Below are 15,612 nucleotides of genomic sequence, written 5' to 3' on the forward strand. Positions count from 1 at the left end.
TGCGGAGCCCCGCCATGGCTCACAAGAACACGATCTGCGTCTGGTACGACAGCGGTGCGCTCGAGGCTGCCTCGTTCTACGCAAAGACCTTTCCCGACAGTCAAGTAACCGCCGTGCATCACGCGCCAGGCGACTTCCCCGACGGCAAGCAGGGTGACGTCCTCACCGTCGAGTTCACGGTCTGCGGTGTCCCCTGTGTCGGCCTCAATGGCGGCCCGACCTTCAAGCACAGCGAAGCGTTCTCGTTCCAGATTTCCACCGAGGACCAGGCCGAGACCGATCGTTTGTGGAATGCCATCGTCGGCAATGGTGGCCAGGAGAGCCAATGCGGCTGGTGCAAGGATCGCTGGGGCATCTCCTGGCAGATCAGCCCACGCATGCTGATCGAAGCGGTGACCAGCAAGGACAAGGCCCTGGCCAAGCGCGCCTTCAACGCGATGATGCCGATGAAGAAGATCGACATCGCCACCATTGAAGCAGCGATCCGTAACGCATGACGACGTGGGACACGATCATCGTTGGCGGCGGCCACAACGGGCTGGTGTGTGCGGCGTACCTGGTGCGCGCGGGGCAACGGGTGCTGGTGCTGGAGCGCCGCGGTGTACTCGGCGGTGCGGCGGTCACCGAAGAGTTCCATCCCGGCTTCCGCAACTCGGTGGCCTCGTACACGGTGTCGCTGCTGCAGCCGAAGGTGATCGAGGAACTGCAGCTGCATGCGCACGGGCTGCGCATCGTCGCGCGGCCGGCCAACAACTTCCTGCCATTGCCCGATGGTCGCTACCTGCTGTCTGCACCGGGCCGCACCCAGGCGGAAGTGGCGAAATTTTCCGAGCGCGATGCGCAGGCGCTGCCCGCCTATGAAGCGCGCCTGGAAGTATTTGCCGACGTGCTGCGCGACTGGGCGCTGCGTCCGCCGCCCGACCTCGGGGTGACAGCTGGCTGGCGCGCGCTGCCCGCGCTGTGGCAGATGGGCCGGCTGGGGCGCGAGCTGGCCGCGCTCGATCCTGCATTGCGGCAGGAACTGCTGGATCTGTTCACGCTGTCGGCCGCCGAATACCTGGACCGCTGGTTCGAGAGCGAGCCGATCAAGGCCCTGTTCGGCTTCGATGGCATTGTTGGCAACTACGCCAGCCCCTACACGCCCGGCAGCGCCTACGTGCTGCTGCATCACGTGTTCGGCCAGTGCAACGGGGTCAAGGGTGCCTGGGGCCACGCCATCGGTGGCATGGGTGCGATCAGCCAGGCCATCGCCGCATCCGCGCGTGCGGCAGGTGCTGAGCTGCGTGTCGATGCCGGCGTGCAGCGCCTGTTGGTTGAAGACGAACGCGTGGTCGGCGTCGCGTTGGCCGGCGGTGAGAGCCTGCGCGCACGTGCGGTGGTGGCCAACGTCAATCCGAAGCTGCTGTACGAACAGCTGCTGCAGCCTGCGCAGGTTCCCGCCACCACCCGCGAACGCATGGCGAACTGGCGCTGCGGCTCGGGCACGTTCCGGATGAACGTGGCGCTGTCGCGGCTGCCGGATTTCCGCGCCCTGCCCGGCCCCGGCGACCACCTCAGTGCCGGCATCATCATGGCGCCCAGCCTGGATTACATGGACCGTGCCTGGCTGGATGCACGCCGCGATGGCTGGTCGCGCGAGCCGATCGTGGAGATGCTGATTCCGAGCACGCTGGACGACTCGCTGGCGCCCCCCGGGCAGCATGTGGCGAGCCTGTTCTGCCAGCACGTGGCGCCGGAGCTGCCCGATGGCCGTCACTGGGATGACCACCGGGATACCGTCGCCGACCTGATGATCGCTACCGTCGATCACTACGCCCCCGGCTTCGCCGACAGCGTGCTCGGTCGGCAGGCGCTTTCACCGTTGGACCTGGAACGGACGTTCGGGCTGATCGGCGGTGACATCTTCCACGGTGCGCTCAGCGCCAACCAGCTGTTTTCGGCACGGCCGATGGTCGGCCAGGCCGGCTATCGCGGCGCCCTGCCCGGCCTTTACCTGTGCGGCGCGGGCACGCATCCGGGCGGCGGGGTGACCGGTGCGCCCGGGCACAATGCGGCGCAGGTGGTGCTGCAGGACCAGTAGATCCACGCCATGCGTGGATGTGGGTACAACCCGCCGCCTGCATTGCGCGCTGTTGGTAGGCGCCAACCTTGGTTGGCACAACGTGGCAGAGATGATTGCCAACCGAGGTTGGCATCTACCGGCGTCAAAGCGTGCCAACCAAGGTTGGCATCTACCGGCGTCAAATGAGCCTGCGGCTCATTTGACGCTGCGCAGATGATTCGGGCGCTTCGGCGGGCCGGGGGGACGACGCTTGTTGAACGGCGGTTGGCCACGCCAGTAGCGGATCAGCAGCCAGCCGAACAGCATGCCGCCCAGGTGCGCGAAATGGGCCACGCCTGGCTGCCAACCGGTCATGCCCAGCACCAGCTCGCCCACGCCGAACAGGATCACGAACGTACGCGCCTTCATCGGAATCGGCGGGAACAGCAGCATCACCCGCTGGTTGGGGAACAGCATGCCGTAGGCCAGCAGCAGGCCGAACACACCACCGGAAGCACCCAGCACCGTGGCCGGGTTCTCCAGCATCGTGCCGACCAGCAACTGGCACAGGCCGGCGCCGACAACGCACACCAGGTAGTAGATCAGGAAGCGCTTCTCGCGCCAGGTCTGTTCCAGCGGCGCGCCGAACATGAAGACAGCCAGCATGTTGAAGAACAGATGCCCGAAGCTGCCATGCAGGAAGCCGTAGGTCAGCAGCTGCCACGGCTGGAAGTTGCCACCCGGCGAGAACGCATCGAAGCCCTGCTGCAGCGGCTGCAGCATGAACGGTTCGAAGGTCTGCATGCCGAGCAGGAACGGCTGCTGCAGCAGGAACAGGATCGCGTTGGCGATCAACAGGGCCTTGGTAACGGTTGGCAGTCGCGGGAACATGGGGACACCGGCATGGAACGGCCTCCATCATAGCCGCAGCACCGGCCCTTTTTGACCCGAGCGGACGGTCGCCCGTTCAGTCGCAGGCAGCGATCAACCCGGTCCCCATACGGCCGCATCCAGCGCCGCCGCCGGGTCGGTCGCGGGCATCCGCACCCGGCCGTTTTCCACGACGACACCCTCCGCACGCAGCCGCTGCGATTGTTCGCGCCAGCCGGCCGAACCTTCGGCCATGGCGATGCGCCCATCCGAGCGCAGCACCCGGTGCCAGGGCAGTGTGGGATCCTCATTCTGGCCGAGGATGCGCGCGGTCAGCCGGGCGCGTCCGGGCAGGCCCGCGCGCATTGCGACCTGGCCGTAGCCCATCACCTGTCCCGGCGGAATCGCATGGATCACCGCCAGGATGCGCGCACGCGCCTGCTCCGGTGTCAGCGGCGCAGCCGCGTCACCAGCAGTACGCCGAGCAGGACCAGCACGGTGCCGGCGATCTGCGCCGGCCCCATCGGTTCGTCGAGCAGCCATAGGCTCATCACGATGGTGGAAACCGGGCCCAGCATACCCACCTGCGCGGCCAGCGACGAGCCGACGCGCTGCACCGCCAGCATGATCGCCAGCACCGGCAGCACGGTGCAGACCGTCGCATTGATCAGCGACAGCCACTGCACCGCAGCGGGGGCCTGCCACAGCAACGGCAGTGGATGGGTGATGGTGAAATGCAGCAGCACCAGCACACTGGCCACGCAGCTGGCATAGGCGGTCAGACGCACCGCGCCGATACGGGCGACCACCTGACCGCTGCCGAACAGATAGAGCGCATAGCTGAGCGCACTGCCAAGCACCAGCAGGCTGCCGAGAATGATCTGCCCACCTTCGCGCTGCAGGTCATGGCCGAACGCGATCAGCACGCCGAGATAGCTGAGCACCAGCGCACCGATCTGCCAGCGACCCGGCCGCTGCCGCGCCAGCAGCACGTTGATCAGCAGCACCAGGGTCGGGTTCAAGTACAGGATCAACCGTTCCAGGGTCACACTGATGTACTGCAGGCCCTGGAAATCCAGCAGGCTGGACAGGTAGTAACCGGTGAAGCCGAGCCACAGCACGCGCGCCCGGTCAGCCCAGGACAATCGCTCCGCACGCCGCGACGCCCACACCGCCATCAGCGCGAACAGGGGCAGCGCCATCAGCATGCGCAGCGCCAGCAGCGTGGTCGCGTCCACGCCATGGCGCAGCCCCAGCTTGACGATGATGGCCTTGCCCGATGCGGCAACGGCGCCGATCGCAGCCAGGCCGATGCCGCCCAGGGCGATACGCGGGGACGTGGTGGCAATGCGGGTGGAAGAGGTAGACATCAGGAAGAAGACGGGCCGCACGGGCGGCTGGAAGGAGCCGGATAGCTTCCAATTGTCTCATGGCACTTCCGGGCGAACGATCCGATTCCCGTTCATGCCCACTGCAATTCCTGATCCACGCATGGCGTGGATCTACGTGTCGACCAAGGTCGACACCTACCAACAGCAACACAGAACGCCGGTCCGACAGATCGCAGCAATCTGTCGAAGGCGGGGTGGGTCCGGTTGCGGGGGCGTGAGCGCCATGAATGGCGCGACCGAGCCTACAGGGACGTATTTACGGCGTCCCCCGCAACCGGACCCACCCCGCCATCCCACGGAATGCCCGCTGTTGCTTCGGCTGTTGCCGTTGAGGTTGCCGGCCAGCGGCCGGCACTACCGTGAGTGTCGGCTCAGCGCATCAACACCACTTCTTCAGCAGACGTCGGGTGAATCGCCACCGTGTCGTCGAACTGGGCCTTGGTCGCACCCATCTTCACCGCCACCGCGAAACCCTGCAGGATCTCGTCGGCCGCTTCACCCAGCAGGTGTACACCCACCACACGCTCTTCCGGCCCGGCACAGACCATCTTGAACAGGCTGCGCTGGGTGCCGTTGGCCAGTGCCTGCAGCATCGGCCGGAACCGGCTGTGGTACACCGTCACCTGCTCGAAGCGCGCACGTGCGTCTTCCTCGCTCATGCCCACTGCGCCCAGCGGCGGGTGCGAGAACACCACGCTGGCCACGTTGTCATAGTCCATCTTCGCGTCCGGGCGGCCACCAAACAGACGATCCATCAGACGACGCGATGCAGCCACGGCAACCGGCGTCAGGCCGACCTTGCCGGCGATGTCACCGACCGCATGCACGCTCGCCACCGCCGTGGTCTGCCACTCGTCCACCTCCACCTGCTGGTGTTCGCCGATGCCGATACCCAGCGCCTCCAAGCCCAGATCCCTGCTGTTGCCGCGCCGGCCGGTCGCGAAGAACACGGCGTCGAACACGCTGTCGATCGGGCCGTCATGGCCGAAAGCGCGCACGCGCTCGCCGTCGCGCTTCAACTCACGCAGACGGTAATCGAAGTGGATGCGAACACCCTGCTGGCGCAGGTTCTCGGCCAGTTGCGCGGTCAGCTCGTAGTCGAAGCGCTCCAGCAGGCGACTGCCACGTACCAGCAGACTCACCTTGCTGCCCAGCGCCTGCAACAGCCCGGCAAGTTCCACCGCGATGTAGCCGCCGCCGATGATGGCGACCTCGGCCGGTGCCGCACGCAGGTCGAAGAAATCGTCGGACACCAGGCCCAGTTCGGCGCCGGGAATGTCGGGCCGCTGCGGATGGGCGCCGGTAGCGATGAGGATCTGTGCAGCGCTGTACTGCACGCCATCACTGCACGCCACGGTGTGCGCATCCAGCAGATGGCCACGGGCCGGAATACGCACCACGCCGGTTTCATCCAGGCGCTTGTGGTAGCTGGTGTGGATGTTGCTGATGTAGGCCTGGCGATGGATCACCAGCTCCTTCCACGACAGTGCCGGACGCGCGTCCACGTCGAAGCCCATCGCGCTGGCCAGGCTTATGCGCTCGGCCAGATCGGCCGCCAGCCACATCGCCTTCTTCGGCACGCAACCTACATTCACGCAGGTGCCGCCCAGTTCACCCGGCTCCAGCAGGGCAACACGCTTGCCATGCTGCGCAGCGCGGATGGCGCCGGCCAGGCCAGCGGAACCGCCGCCAAGGACGATCAGATCGTAGTCATAAGAAGGAGTGTTCATCGGAATCGCTCGGGTCGACAGGGAACAGGATCGATGGCGGGCGTGCGCCCGCAGAGAAGATCGGCGGGCAGCTGGCTGACGCAGGCGCTCATGCTGCTGCGAGCATGCCATGGCCCGCTGCAGGCCAGACGTGAGGGTGTACAGCGACACGCGTGGCGATGCACGCAGCCACGCAGGAAGAGATGTGCGTGGCCTGCATCGATCACCCCTGCCCGGCCCCACGGCGCATCGCTGGCCACTGCTGGTACGTCATCGCACGCCACAGCCATTCCATCGGACCGAAGCGGAAACGGCGCAGCCACAGATGGCTGAGGATTACCTGCGCAGCGAACAGCAGCAATGCCAACAGCAGCTGCCAGGCACGCGGCACTGCATCGAACCACCCCAGCCCGTAGTGATAGAACAGCAACGTACAGACCAGCGATTGACCCAGGTAGTGGGTCAGCGCCATCCGGCCGACCGGCGCCAGCCAGCCCATGCGCGCACGCCAGTGCACGATCCAGGCCAGGTAGCCCAGGCACATCGGCACGCCGCCCACGGCCACCAGCGCCATTGCCGAGGTGGTCGGCAGGTCATAGACACCCGGGGCCAGATAGGGCTTCCACAACACACCCGCCAGGGTGACCAGCAGGCCCAGAGGCAGCGCGACCCAGCGCAGGCCGGCATATAACCGGGGGAAACGCTCGGGCGCGGTCAATGCGCCGCTGCCAGCGAACCAGGCACCCAGCAGGAACATACCCAGCACTTCGGGTCCGGAAATGAACATGCCACCCAGCGACGCGCCGAACTCATGCAGGCGCTGCACGTTGGCCTGCATCCAGTCGCCCTGGCCATACACCAGACGTTGCTGGTCGATGCCCTGCTGCGCGTCGACCAGCATCTTCTGCAGGTCCTGCGGGGTGGCCATCGACACCATTGCGCCGACCAGCAGCATCAGCGCAACACCCAGTGCATACACCAGAAGACCCATCCACGGCAGCCAGCTGCGCGGTGCTTCGCGACAGGCCAGCAACGGCAGCGAGGCCAGTGCATACAGCACCAGGATGTCGCCCGACCAGACCAGCAATGCGTGGCACAGGCCGATCAGCAGCAGCCCGGCGCTGCGGCGCAGGTAGAACGGAGTGAACGGGCGACCCGCCGTTTCAGCACGCTGGGCCATCACCGCAAAGCCCGCACCGAACAACAGCGAGAACAGGGTGAAGAATTTTCCCTGCACGAACACATAGACGAATGCATCGGCCCAGTAGTCGATGCCCTGCCAATGCGCGTCGATGCCGGTAAAGGCCAGGTCCAGCGGCCCGCTGAGGGCCTCGATGTTCATCAGCAGGATGCCCAGCAGGGCAAACCCGCGCAGTATGTCCAGCAGGGCGATGCGTTCGCCGGAAGCCACCGGTTGCAGGGAAGGGGAAGCGGTGTTCACGGGGCATCCGGCGTGCAGGTCCGTCATTATGCCGCCGGCCTGCGGACCGTGGATGGCTCCGCCCTGTTCCACATACGCAACGGCCCGCCGAAGCGGGCCGTTGCTGCCATCACGATCGCAGCGCGATCAGTGCTGGTGACCGCCGTCGCCGTGGACGTGGCCGTGTTCGAGCTCTTCCTTGCCGGCTTCGCGCACGTCGACGATCTCGACGTCGAAATGCAGGTCCTTGCCGGCCATCGGATGGTTCAGGTCGACGTCGACCACGCTCATGCCGACCTTCTGCACGGTCACGGCACGCGGGCCGAAGTTGGTCTGCAGCACGACCTGCTGGCCCGGGACCAGCTTGGCGGTACCGAAGTGCTTCTTCGGCACGCGCTGGGACAGGCCATCACGGCGCTCGCCGTAAGCATCGGCCGCCTTGACGTCGACGTCGAAGGTCGCGCCGGCTTCCTTGTCCATCATGGCGTTTTCCAGGCCCGGGATGATGTTGCCGTGGCCGATCAGGATCGCCAGCGGCTCGCCGCGGTCCTTGGACGATTCGATCGGCTCCTGGCCGGCCTCGGAGACGGTGTAGTGGAAGCGGACAACGCGGTCTTTTTCGATCTTCATGCGCAACTCTGTCTGGATCTGCCGGAGGCAGGCGGGTTGGGGCGGGTTGTCGCCCGGCGGGGACGCCGCCATCATGACGGCCAATCCAAGGTCGCGCATTATCCGGAGAACATGCACATCACGCCAGTTTCGTCCGGCACGCGCCGGCTCCTCGCGCCCGCCCTGCTGCTGGCCCTGCCCCTTCTGCTGACCGCCTGTGGCGGCGGCAAGGCCGTCCGTTCCGCACCGCCACCGCCTGCGGCAAGCTGGCCCAGCACCACACCGGACAACCCAGAGGCCGCCAATTCGGTGCTGATGCGCGCCATCAGCCTGGTCGGCACGCCCTACCGCTATGGCGGCAACACGCCTGAATCCGGCTTCGACTGCAGTGGCCTGGTCGCCTACGTCTACCGTGAAATGCTGGATCTGAAGCTGCCGCGGACCTCACGCGACCTGGCGGCGGTACAGGGCCCGAAGATCGATCCGAAGCGCCTGGCGACCGGCGACCTGGTCTTTTTTGGCAGCCGCGGCAATGTCAGTCACGTGGGGATCTACGTGGGCGAAGGTCGATTCGTGCACGCCCCGAGCACCGGCGGAACGGTGCGCCTGGATTCGCTCAGCGGACCCTACTGGAAGGACCACTACACAGGGGCGAAACGCGTCCTTCGCTAAAATGAACAGGCGATATGTTCAAAATTGTGACAGGAGTCACTACGCAACTAACGATTTACTAACGGAATTTTTAACTTATTACCGCTTTTACAGGGCATGATGCCCCATCGTTTTTTTCCTTGTGACCGACGCGTGACGACAAACGACCCGACGTGCCAAGGCCAGACCGCCGCTTCTTCGCGTAGTGTCCGCCCGCTTCTGCTGGGCTTGGCATTGTGTCTGACCAGCCTTCCCGCCTGGTCGCAGTCCGCTCCCACCCGTACCGATGCGACCCCGGCTGCCACCGCCGAGACCGCTCCCCGCGCAGCCGCCAAGGCCGACGCCACCGCTCCGCAGCGCAGCCGCGCCGATGCCGCCGCCAGCGCCACCCTGGCCGCCCTGCTGCCGCACCTGGCCGCCAATGACACCATTCCGCTGATGGACCGCTCGGCCATGGTGGCCGGTGACCTCAGCCGCCTCCTCGCCAATTACGACACCAGCAGCGCCGCCAATGGCAGCGTCGTGGTCGGTACCGCTGCCGACAACGGCAAGGTGCAGTCGCTGCTGCGCCGGGCCATGACCCTGCTCGGCACCCCGTACCGTTGGGGTGGCAGCAATCCGGACAGCGGCTTCGACTGCAGCGGCCTGGTCGGTTATGTGTTCCGCTCGGCCCTGGGCATCGAGCTGCCGCGCGTCTCGCGTGAAATGGCGCATGACGCCAATGCCGAACTGATCAACGACCGCGCCGCCCTGGCCGCAGGCGATCTGGTGTTCTTCGGCCGCAAGGGCCGGGTCGACCACGTCGGCATCTATGTGGGCGATGGTCGCTTCCTGCATGCCCCGAGCACCGGCAAGGACGTCCGCGTCGACACCCTGCTCAGTGGCTACTGGGGCAACAAGTTCATGCAGGCCCGCCGGGTCGACCTCTGATTCGAGGCCGTCCGCACGTGACCTGACAAGCCGCTGCCCTGCAGCGGCTTTTTTGTTGGTTCATTGGGCCGGCGATGGCCGCTGCTCGACGCATGCTGCGTTGGTCATTGATGTCACGGTCCGTTTGGGCCGCAACCGGCCACCCACGCGTGGCCGCAGCATCCCGGCGTGGGGCGGCACACCGATGATGACCTGTCAGCCGCCCGCGTTGCCCGGATGCTGGGGGAAGGCATGGCGGCAAGCCTGGAGATTCCATCGCGCTGCGTGATCTGGTTCGGCCAGCCACCGGCCGCCGAGCGCGGCGCGCTGGCGGCCGCCGGATGGCAACTGCGCTGTGTCAGCCCTGCACCTGCCATGGCCATTGGCCTGCGCGGCCGCGATCATCTGGTCGCCGTCGTAGATCTTCGCCATCTGGACGCAGAGGCGGCGCAGTTGTTGCTGCCGTGGGTCGAGCAGCACCATCACCTGCCGTGGTTGGCCGTGCTGCCCGCCGGGCTGGGCAGCCCTCCTCCCGCCTGGGGGGCGTTGCTGCGGGCCTGCCAGGATCAGTTCTCGCTGCCGCTGGAGCTTCCCGACCTGCTGTCGGCGATGCAGCGCCAGTGCGACGGCGATGACCTGCCACTCGCCGCGCCCCACAACGGTGGCGGTCTTCCTGCACTGATCGGCAACAGCGCCCCCCTGCTGGCCGTCCGCACTGCCCTGCACAAATTCGCCCCGGTCGAGCTGCCGGTGCTGGTAACGGGAGAAACCGGCACCGGCAAGGAGCTGGCCGCGCAGGCGCTGCATGCGCTGTCCGGGCGTGCTGGGAAGCCCTTCCTGGCAGTGAACTGCGGTGCCATTCCCGCCAACCTTGTGCAGTCCGAACTGTTCGGCCACGAGCGTGGCGCTTTCACCGGCGCTTCCCAACGTCGCATCGGCCTGTTCGAAACAGCCCATGGCGGCACCGTATTCCTCGATGAGGTCGGCGACCTGCCTGCGGATGCACAGACCAGTCTGCTGCGGGTGCTGCAGGAGGGCACGCTGGAACGGGTGGGCAGCAACCAGCCACTGCGGGTGGATGTGCGCGTGCTGGCGGCCACCCATGTCGAGCTGGAACACGCGGTCGCCCAGGGCCGCTTCCGGCGCGATCTCTACTACCGCCTCAATGTGCTGCGCCTGCCGATGCCATCGCTGCGCGAACGTGGCGCCGATGTCCTGTTGCTGGCCGAACACTTCCTGCGCGCATTCCGCCAACGTCATGCCGGCCGTGCACGTGGCTTCGATCCTGGCGCGCACCAGGCGATGCGCGGGTTCGACTGGCCGGGCAACGTGCGCGAACTGTTGAACCGCGTACAGCGGGCGGCGATCGTGGCGGAGGGAGAACTGATCAGCGCGGCCGACCTGGATCTGGCCGAACCCGATGCGCCCGCACGGCGTGCGCTGCTGCAGGATGCGCGTGGCCAGGTGGAGCGCGATGTACTGCTGCAGGCCCTGCGCCAGCATGGCTACAACGTGTCGGCGTGCGCGCGGCACATGCAGATCTCGCGGGTGACGGTCTATCGGTTGTGCCGCAAACATCATCTTGAGCTGCCGGCGCAGCGCTGACCGCTGGCAGCATGAAGCAGCCGGGCATGGCCCGGCCGCCCCGCCTACAACATGTACGGCACCTTGAAGGCCAGCGTGAAGTCCGGCGCATCCGGGGTCAGGCCGATGCCCAGCATCGTCACCAACGTGGTGTGCTGGTTCAACGCGTAGGTCACGCCGAGATTGAGCGACGCTGCATTGGCATCGCTGCCGATCACCTTCACCCATTCACCGCCCTTGAACCGCGTCGAGGCGCGCGTGCTGATCTTGTCGCTGAAGGAAATGCTCAGGCTGGTGCGCTCGTTGAACGCGAATGCCACACCGGCACCGAAGTACACCGAACCACCCAGCTTAACGTCACCGGGGTTGACCGTATCCGGGTTGCTGTCGATATCGCTGAAGCCGCGCGGGAACGAATGGATGTAGCCGGCATTGGCGAACAGGATGGCCGGATCGGCGGTCTTCACCATCGACACGCCCAGGTTGGCCTGCCATACGCCGTTGCCGGTCGGCTGCTCCTGCGGCACCGCGAAGCGGATGTAGTCATCGTCATCGCGCTCGATCACTTTCCAGTCCAGGCCATAGGGTGCGCGACCTGTAGGAGCAGTCACGCCACCGGTCAGTACCGTCTCCGGACGCCAGCCGCGTTCGGCGAACAGCCGGTAATTGGCACTCAGGCTGACATCGCCGATGCCGTTGCCGTTGGTTTCTTCCTGCGCGATCGCCGCTGCTGCACCGCCGGCACCGCCCTTCTGGTAGACCGTGCGCCGGGCCAGGTATGGCACGTCCAGGTTCAAGGTGAGGTTGGGGCTGACGCCCCAGCGCGCGGCCAGGTTGTAGGTCAACGAATCGGATTCGACATTCTCGATCGCGATGTTGCCGAGGAAGATCGCATCCAGGGCGAGGAAGCCGTTGAGGGTGAGTTGCTTGCGGTCATAGCGCGCATAGGTGAGGCCGTTTTCGATGGTGAACCGGCGCGAGAACAACGCCGCCTGCTGCTGCTTGACGTCGTCCACGCTGCGCCGTGCCTCCTGCTTGGCCTGCTGTGCCTCGGCCGCGCTGCTGGCATAGCCTTCGCTGCTGGGCGGAACGGCGGATGCTGCAGCGGGCGCCAACGGCGCTGCGGGCGTCGTACCGGGGCCTGCGCGACCGCTCAGCCGCGCCTGCATCGCCTGCACCTGCATGTCCAGTTCGCGCAGGCGTCGTACCTCTTGGGCGTAATTGGCCTTGAGCTGTTCCAGTTGCGCGATCAGTGCCTGCATGTCGGCGCCCTCATTGGGCGCAGGCTGCTGGGCGAAGGCGGTGGCCGCCAGCGCCGCCAGCGCCAACGGAGTAAGCCGGAAGAGAGTGTGCATGTCGGTGACCTGCGTTGTACGTCGATTCCCCCTGACCAGGCCGTGTTACTGGCCCGGGCCCATGCCGCGGTTCATCCCGATCGCCTGGGCCACGTTCTGGCTCAAGGGCAGGTTGTTGGCCGCGGTGTTGCGTACCAGTTCCAGTTGCAGCCGGTTGCTGGCGGTCTGTCCATCGCCGGCCAAGGCAATGCCCTGCCCCACGCTGCCGTTGCGGATCCACTGCTGTACCAGGCTCTGCCCGTCGACCTGCAGCAGCAGGCGCGCCTGGTTGCCATCGAGCATGGCTGTGGCGGTAGCGCCACCCTGCTGTGCCTGCGCCATGCGGCTGCCGTCGTCGGTCATCGCTGTCGGCACCGCGCCATCACGCACGGTCAGCGTGGTCACGTTGCGCGCGGTGTTGCCATCGCCGGCCACCTGCACGCTCTGCACCAGTCCACTGGCATTGGCCAGGCCGGTACTGTCGATGCTGCGCCCTGCCGTGGTCGGCAACGGAGCGTCAGCGGCGGTGACGTGGACGCTGGGCTGGAAGCTCAGTTTCGGTGTCCCGCCATTGCGGAAATCCATGCCCAGGGTCAGCGCTCCCTGCACCACTGCACCGTTGGGCCCCTGCCACTGCGAAATCATCGTCACCCCGAACCAGGCCACGTTGTTGCCACCAACGGTGTAGCGGCCACGCATCAGGTTCAGTTCGGGATCGGGTATTTCCTTCAGGCCACGCCCCGGTGCACCGTCTGCCGCCATCAACGGCGACACCGACAGCATCAGCAGCAGGGCGAGTACTACACGTTGGCATTGCATGATCGTGCCTCCTTCAGAACAGGTCGGCGTGGCTGAAGCCGAAGTCGACCAGTTCGGCATCGGTGATCGGTCCCTGCCGCGCATACAACGCGCGGGCACTGGGCCGTTCGCTGGGTTGCAGCAGCGCCGTATTGCGATCGAAGTCGCTGCCGATCACGACGAAAACAGCACGTGACGGCCAGGCGGCGCTGAACTCTTCCAATGACAGGCTGCGGTTGCCCAGAATCGGATCGGCCACTTCCACCACGCCGTCGCGCACCTGCTTGAGCACGACGAAATGCCGGAAGCCGCGTACATCCATCAGCACCAGTCCAGGAACCCGCAACGTGCGCAGCCGCGATTCATCGATGCGATAGCCGCGTCCACGCATGCCCAGCGATTCGACATAGCGTTTGATGTCCAACAACGAGAAACCGCGTTCCTTGACCAGCTGTGGATCGGATACCCCCATCATTCCCTCGATCACCGTCGCCTCGGTGGTGTCCAGGTGGTAGGCATAACGCAGGATGGTGGCCAGAGCGGCCGCCCCGCAGCTGTAGTCGGTGTGCTGCCGCACCAGGTTGCGATAACGCCGCTCCTGCATGCTTTCCACCTTCTGCTGCAGCAGCGCGCCATTGGGCAGCACCCCGCTGAACACCACCTCGCCTGCCCAGCCGGATGCGCTGGTCAACAGCAGCAGGCAGGGCAGCAAACGCAACCACCAGCGATGACCGGCCATGCTGTTCTCCACGAGAAGGAAGGAGCCCCTGCCCCAAGGGGGAGGAGGGACAGGGGCTCCCGGGGGAACCCGGCCATTGGCGGATGGCCGGGCTTGTTGCGCTCAACGCAGGTTCGCTGCGAAAGCGGTCACACCGTGGATCACTCGCCGCCGCCGGTCCCACCGCCGGTGCTCGGCTGCGCCACGGCCAATGCCAGGCTGTTGGCCTGCAGGTTGCCGGTACCCGATGCCACGTTCACGCCGATGTTGCCGGACGCGCCGGAGAACGCGCTGCCGGAAAGTGCCGAGGTGTTGGTCGCATTGACGTTCACCCAGCGAGTGGTGCTGACCGTGCCACTGAGGCTGGCATACAGGTCGGCCACGCCCAGCTCGACGAACTGGCTGGTGCCGCTTTCACGCGTATCGAAGCCCAGGCCACCCACTCCCGGCCGGTTCGGGTTCATCGTTGCGTTCTGGATCTCGTTGTCCAGATCGATGTGCCCGGTCGCATTGCCACCCGGATGCGGCAGATCGCCACTCCACGTATCGAGGTAGTAGTTGGCCATCTGGTAGGCATTGCCGGTGCCGCGATAGGTACCGGCACCCACGGCCAGGGTACCGCCAGCGACGCGGCCGCTCAGGCCGACCTGCACCGTATCGGTGTAGGACTGCACGAAACCGGCGTTGGACACGGTGTTGCCGGTGGACACCTGGTTGGAGCTGATGCTCGACTGCGCCATCGCACTGGTGGCTACCGATGCAGCAAGTGCGTTCTTCTGCTCGTTGTTGTTGCCCGAGGCGATGTTCACACCGATGTTGCCCGATGCACCGCCGAAGGCATTGCCACCGAGGCCTGCGGCGTTGGTGACGCCGGAGTTCATGGTGGTGTTGCCGAAGCCGGCCTGGTTGACGAACACCTCGGCGTCGGCCATGCCGAAGCTGAAGGAGGCATCCGCAGCCGACAGCGACGCAGCGTTGTCCTGCGCGTTGTTGTCGCCGGCCACCACGTTGAAGCCGAGGTTGCCGGAGGCACCGGCGCCGACATCATCGGCGATCGAAGCGCTGTTGGTGACCAGGCTGTTGCCGGTGAGGTTGTTGCTGATCGACTGGCGGTTGTCGATCACGGCGATGGCGGCCGAATCCAGATCGATGTCACCGGTGATGGTCGGATCGCCGGAGAAGTTGATGTCCGAACTCAGCCGCAGGTCCTTCTCCAGGTTCACGTCGACGCCGTGGTTGTTCTTTTCCTTGCGCTCGTCGGCCTGGATGTTGCTGTTCTTCTGCACCTGCTCGTTGACGTTCACCGTGCGATTGCGGGTCACGTTCGAGGTGTCGGTGTTGTTGCGTACCGTGGTGTTGCTGCGGGTCCAGTTGCGGACTTCGTTGTCGGTGTGGTTGTGCGTGTCGTTGCGGGTTTCGGTCACGACGTGGTTGTGGTTGATGTTCGCGTTGGCGTTCTGGTTGTCCCAGCCATTGGCCGCAGCAGCGGTCGAGGCAGTGGCAATTGCCATGGCGAGTACGGTCTTTTTGACAGTCGCTTTCATGGTGCCCTCTCTCTCATCAGTGATACATCGGGTG

At 65.9% G+C, this 15,612-nt stretch carries 15 protein-coding genes and 1 pseudogene; 5 read left to right on the forward strand and 11 right to left on the reverse strand.

Annotated features, from left to right (window positions below; all coding sequences use genetic code 11):
- The first annotated feature begins 14 nt into the window (after window positions 1-14).
- Both CR156_RS12945 and CR156_RS12950 read left to right on the forward strand, forming a co-directional pair.
- The gene (locus CR156_RS12945) at window positions 15-497 is read left to right on the forward strand and encodes a VOC family protein (RefSeq protein ID WP_100553137.1); all 483 of its coding nucleotides are present in this window, start codon (window positions 15-17) and stop codon (window positions 495-497) included.
- Entirely contained in the window at window positions 494-2,080 is a 1,587-nt protein-coding gene (locus CR156_RS12950; protein WP_100553138.1) for a phytoene desaturase family protein, read from the forward strand. Before CR156_RS12945 ends, CR156_RS12950 begins: the two co-directional genes overlap by 4 nt.
- Before the next feature lie 177 nt (window positions 2,081-2,257).
- Here the strand turns inward: CR156_RS12950 and CR156_RS12955 are convergent, their stop codons facing one another.
- The 7 genes and pseudogenes from CR156_RS12955 to CR156_RS12985 form a co-directional block, all read right to left on the reverse strand.
- On the reverse strand, window positions 2,258-2,932 hold the full coding sequence (locus tag CR156_RS12955; RefSeq protein WP_100553139.1) for a rhomboid family intramembrane serine protease: 675 nt from the start codon (window positions 2,930-2,932) through the stop codon (window positions 2,258-2,260).
- Between the two features lie 93 nt (window positions 2,933-3,025).
- Window positions 3,026-3,454 carry an MGMT family protein gene (locus CR156_RS12960; protein ID WP_240196465.1) on the reverse strand — a complete coding sequence of 143 codons (429 nt, stop codon included), beginning with the start codon at window positions 3,452-3,454 and terminating at the stop codon, window positions 3,026-3,028.
- On the reverse strand, window positions 3,361-4,281 hold the full coding sequence (locus tag CR156_RS12965; RefSeq protein WP_100554164.1) for a DMT family transporter: 921 nt from the start codon (window positions 4,279-4,281) through the stop codon (window positions 3,361-3,363). The genes CR156_RS12960 and CR156_RS12965 overlap by 94 nt, the downstream gene beginning before the upstream one ends.
- Before the next feature lie 392 nt (window positions 4,282-4,673).
- Window positions 4,674-6,032: a glutathione-disulfide reductase gene (gene gorA, locus CR156_RS12975; RefSeq protein WP_100553140.1), complete on the reverse strand. Its 1,359-nt coding sequence runs from the start codon at window positions 6,030-6,032 to the stop codon at window positions 4,674-4,676.
- A pseudogene (locus CR156_RS23355) lies at window positions 6,029-6,183 on the reverse strand (amino acid dehydrogenase); the annotation flags it as partial. The pseudogene CR156_RS23355 and the gene gorA, both read right to left, overlap by 4 nt.
- A 51-nt stretch (window positions 6,184-6,234) precedes the next feature.
- Entirely contained in the window at window positions 6,235-7,479 is a 1,245-nt protein-coding gene (locus CR156_RS12980) for a DUF418 domain-containing protein (protein ID WP_100553141.1), read from the reverse strand.
- A gap of 99 nt (window positions 7,480-7,578) precedes the next feature.
- Entirely contained in the window at window positions 7,579-8,061 is a 483-nt protein-coding gene (locus CR156_RS12985; protein ID WP_025876084.1) for an FKBP-type peptidyl-prolyl cis-trans isomerase, read from the reverse strand.
- Window positions 8,062-8,172: 111 nt separating this feature from the next.
- Here CR156_RS12985 and CR156_RS12990 point away from each other — a divergent pair, with 111 nt between their 5' ends.
- The 3 genes from CR156_RS12990 to CR156_RS13000 all read left to right on the forward strand — a co-directional run bounded on the left by CR156_RS12990 (window position 8,173) and on the right by CR156_RS13000 (window position 11,205).
- Window positions 8,173-8,712: a C40 family peptidase gene (locus CR156_RS12990; RefSeq protein WP_100553142.1), complete on the forward strand. Its 540-nt coding sequence runs from the start codon at window positions 8,173-8,175 to the stop codon at window positions 8,710-8,712.
- Window positions 8,713-8,844: 132 nt separating this feature from the next.
- Window positions 8,845-9,621 carry a C40 family peptidase gene (locus tag CR156_RS12995; protein WP_100553143.1) on the forward strand — a complete coding sequence of 259 codons (777 nt, stop codon included), beginning with the start codon at window positions 8,845-8,847 and terminating at the stop codon, window positions 9,619-9,621.
- 231 nt (window positions 9,622-9,852) lie between these two features.
- Complete coding sequence (locus tag CR156_RS13000) at window positions 9,853-11,205, forward strand: sigma-54 interaction domain-containing protein (RefSeq protein WP_100554166.1); 1,353 nt, start codon at window positions 9,853-9,855, stop codon at window positions 11,203-11,205.
- A 44-nt stretch (window positions 11,206-11,249) separates the two neighbouring features.
- Here the strand turns inward: CR156_RS13000 and CR156_RS13005 are convergent, their stop codons facing one another.
- The 4 genes from CR156_RS13005 to CR156_RS13020 all read right to left on the reverse strand — a co-directional run bounded on the left by CR156_RS13005 (window position 11,250) and on the right by CR156_RS13020 (window position 15,578).
- Window positions 11,250-12,539, reverse strand: a complete 1,290-nt coding sequence (locus CR156_RS13005; protein WP_100553144.1) for a transporter — start codon at window positions 12,537-12,539, stop codon at window positions 11,250-11,252.
- 45 nt (window positions 12,540-12,584) lie between these two features.
- Window positions 12,585-13,337, reverse strand: coding sequence for a hypothetical protein (locus CR156_RS13010; protein WP_100553145.1), 753 nt, complete (start codon window positions 13,335-13,337; stop codon window positions 12,585-12,587).
- Between the two features lie 13 nt (window positions 13,338-13,350).
- Entirely contained in the window at window positions 13,351-14,055 is a 705-nt protein-coding gene (locus CR156_RS13015; RefSeq protein WP_100553146.1) for a C39 family peptidase, read from the reverse strand.
- Between the two features lie 140 nt (window positions 14,056-14,195).
- A complete protein-coding gene (locus CR156_RS13020; RefSeq protein WP_089236356.1) occupies window positions 14,196-15,578 on the reverse strand; it encodes an adhesin in 1,383 nt (460 codons plus the stop codon).
- Between the last annotated feature and the right edge of the window lie 34 nt (window positions 15,579-15,612).

This window comes from Stenotrophomonas lactitubi, assembly GCF_002803515.1.
GTDB lineage: Bacteria > Pseudomonadota > Gammaproteobacteria > Xanthomonadales > Xanthomonadaceae > Stenotrophomonas > Stenotrophomonas lactitubi.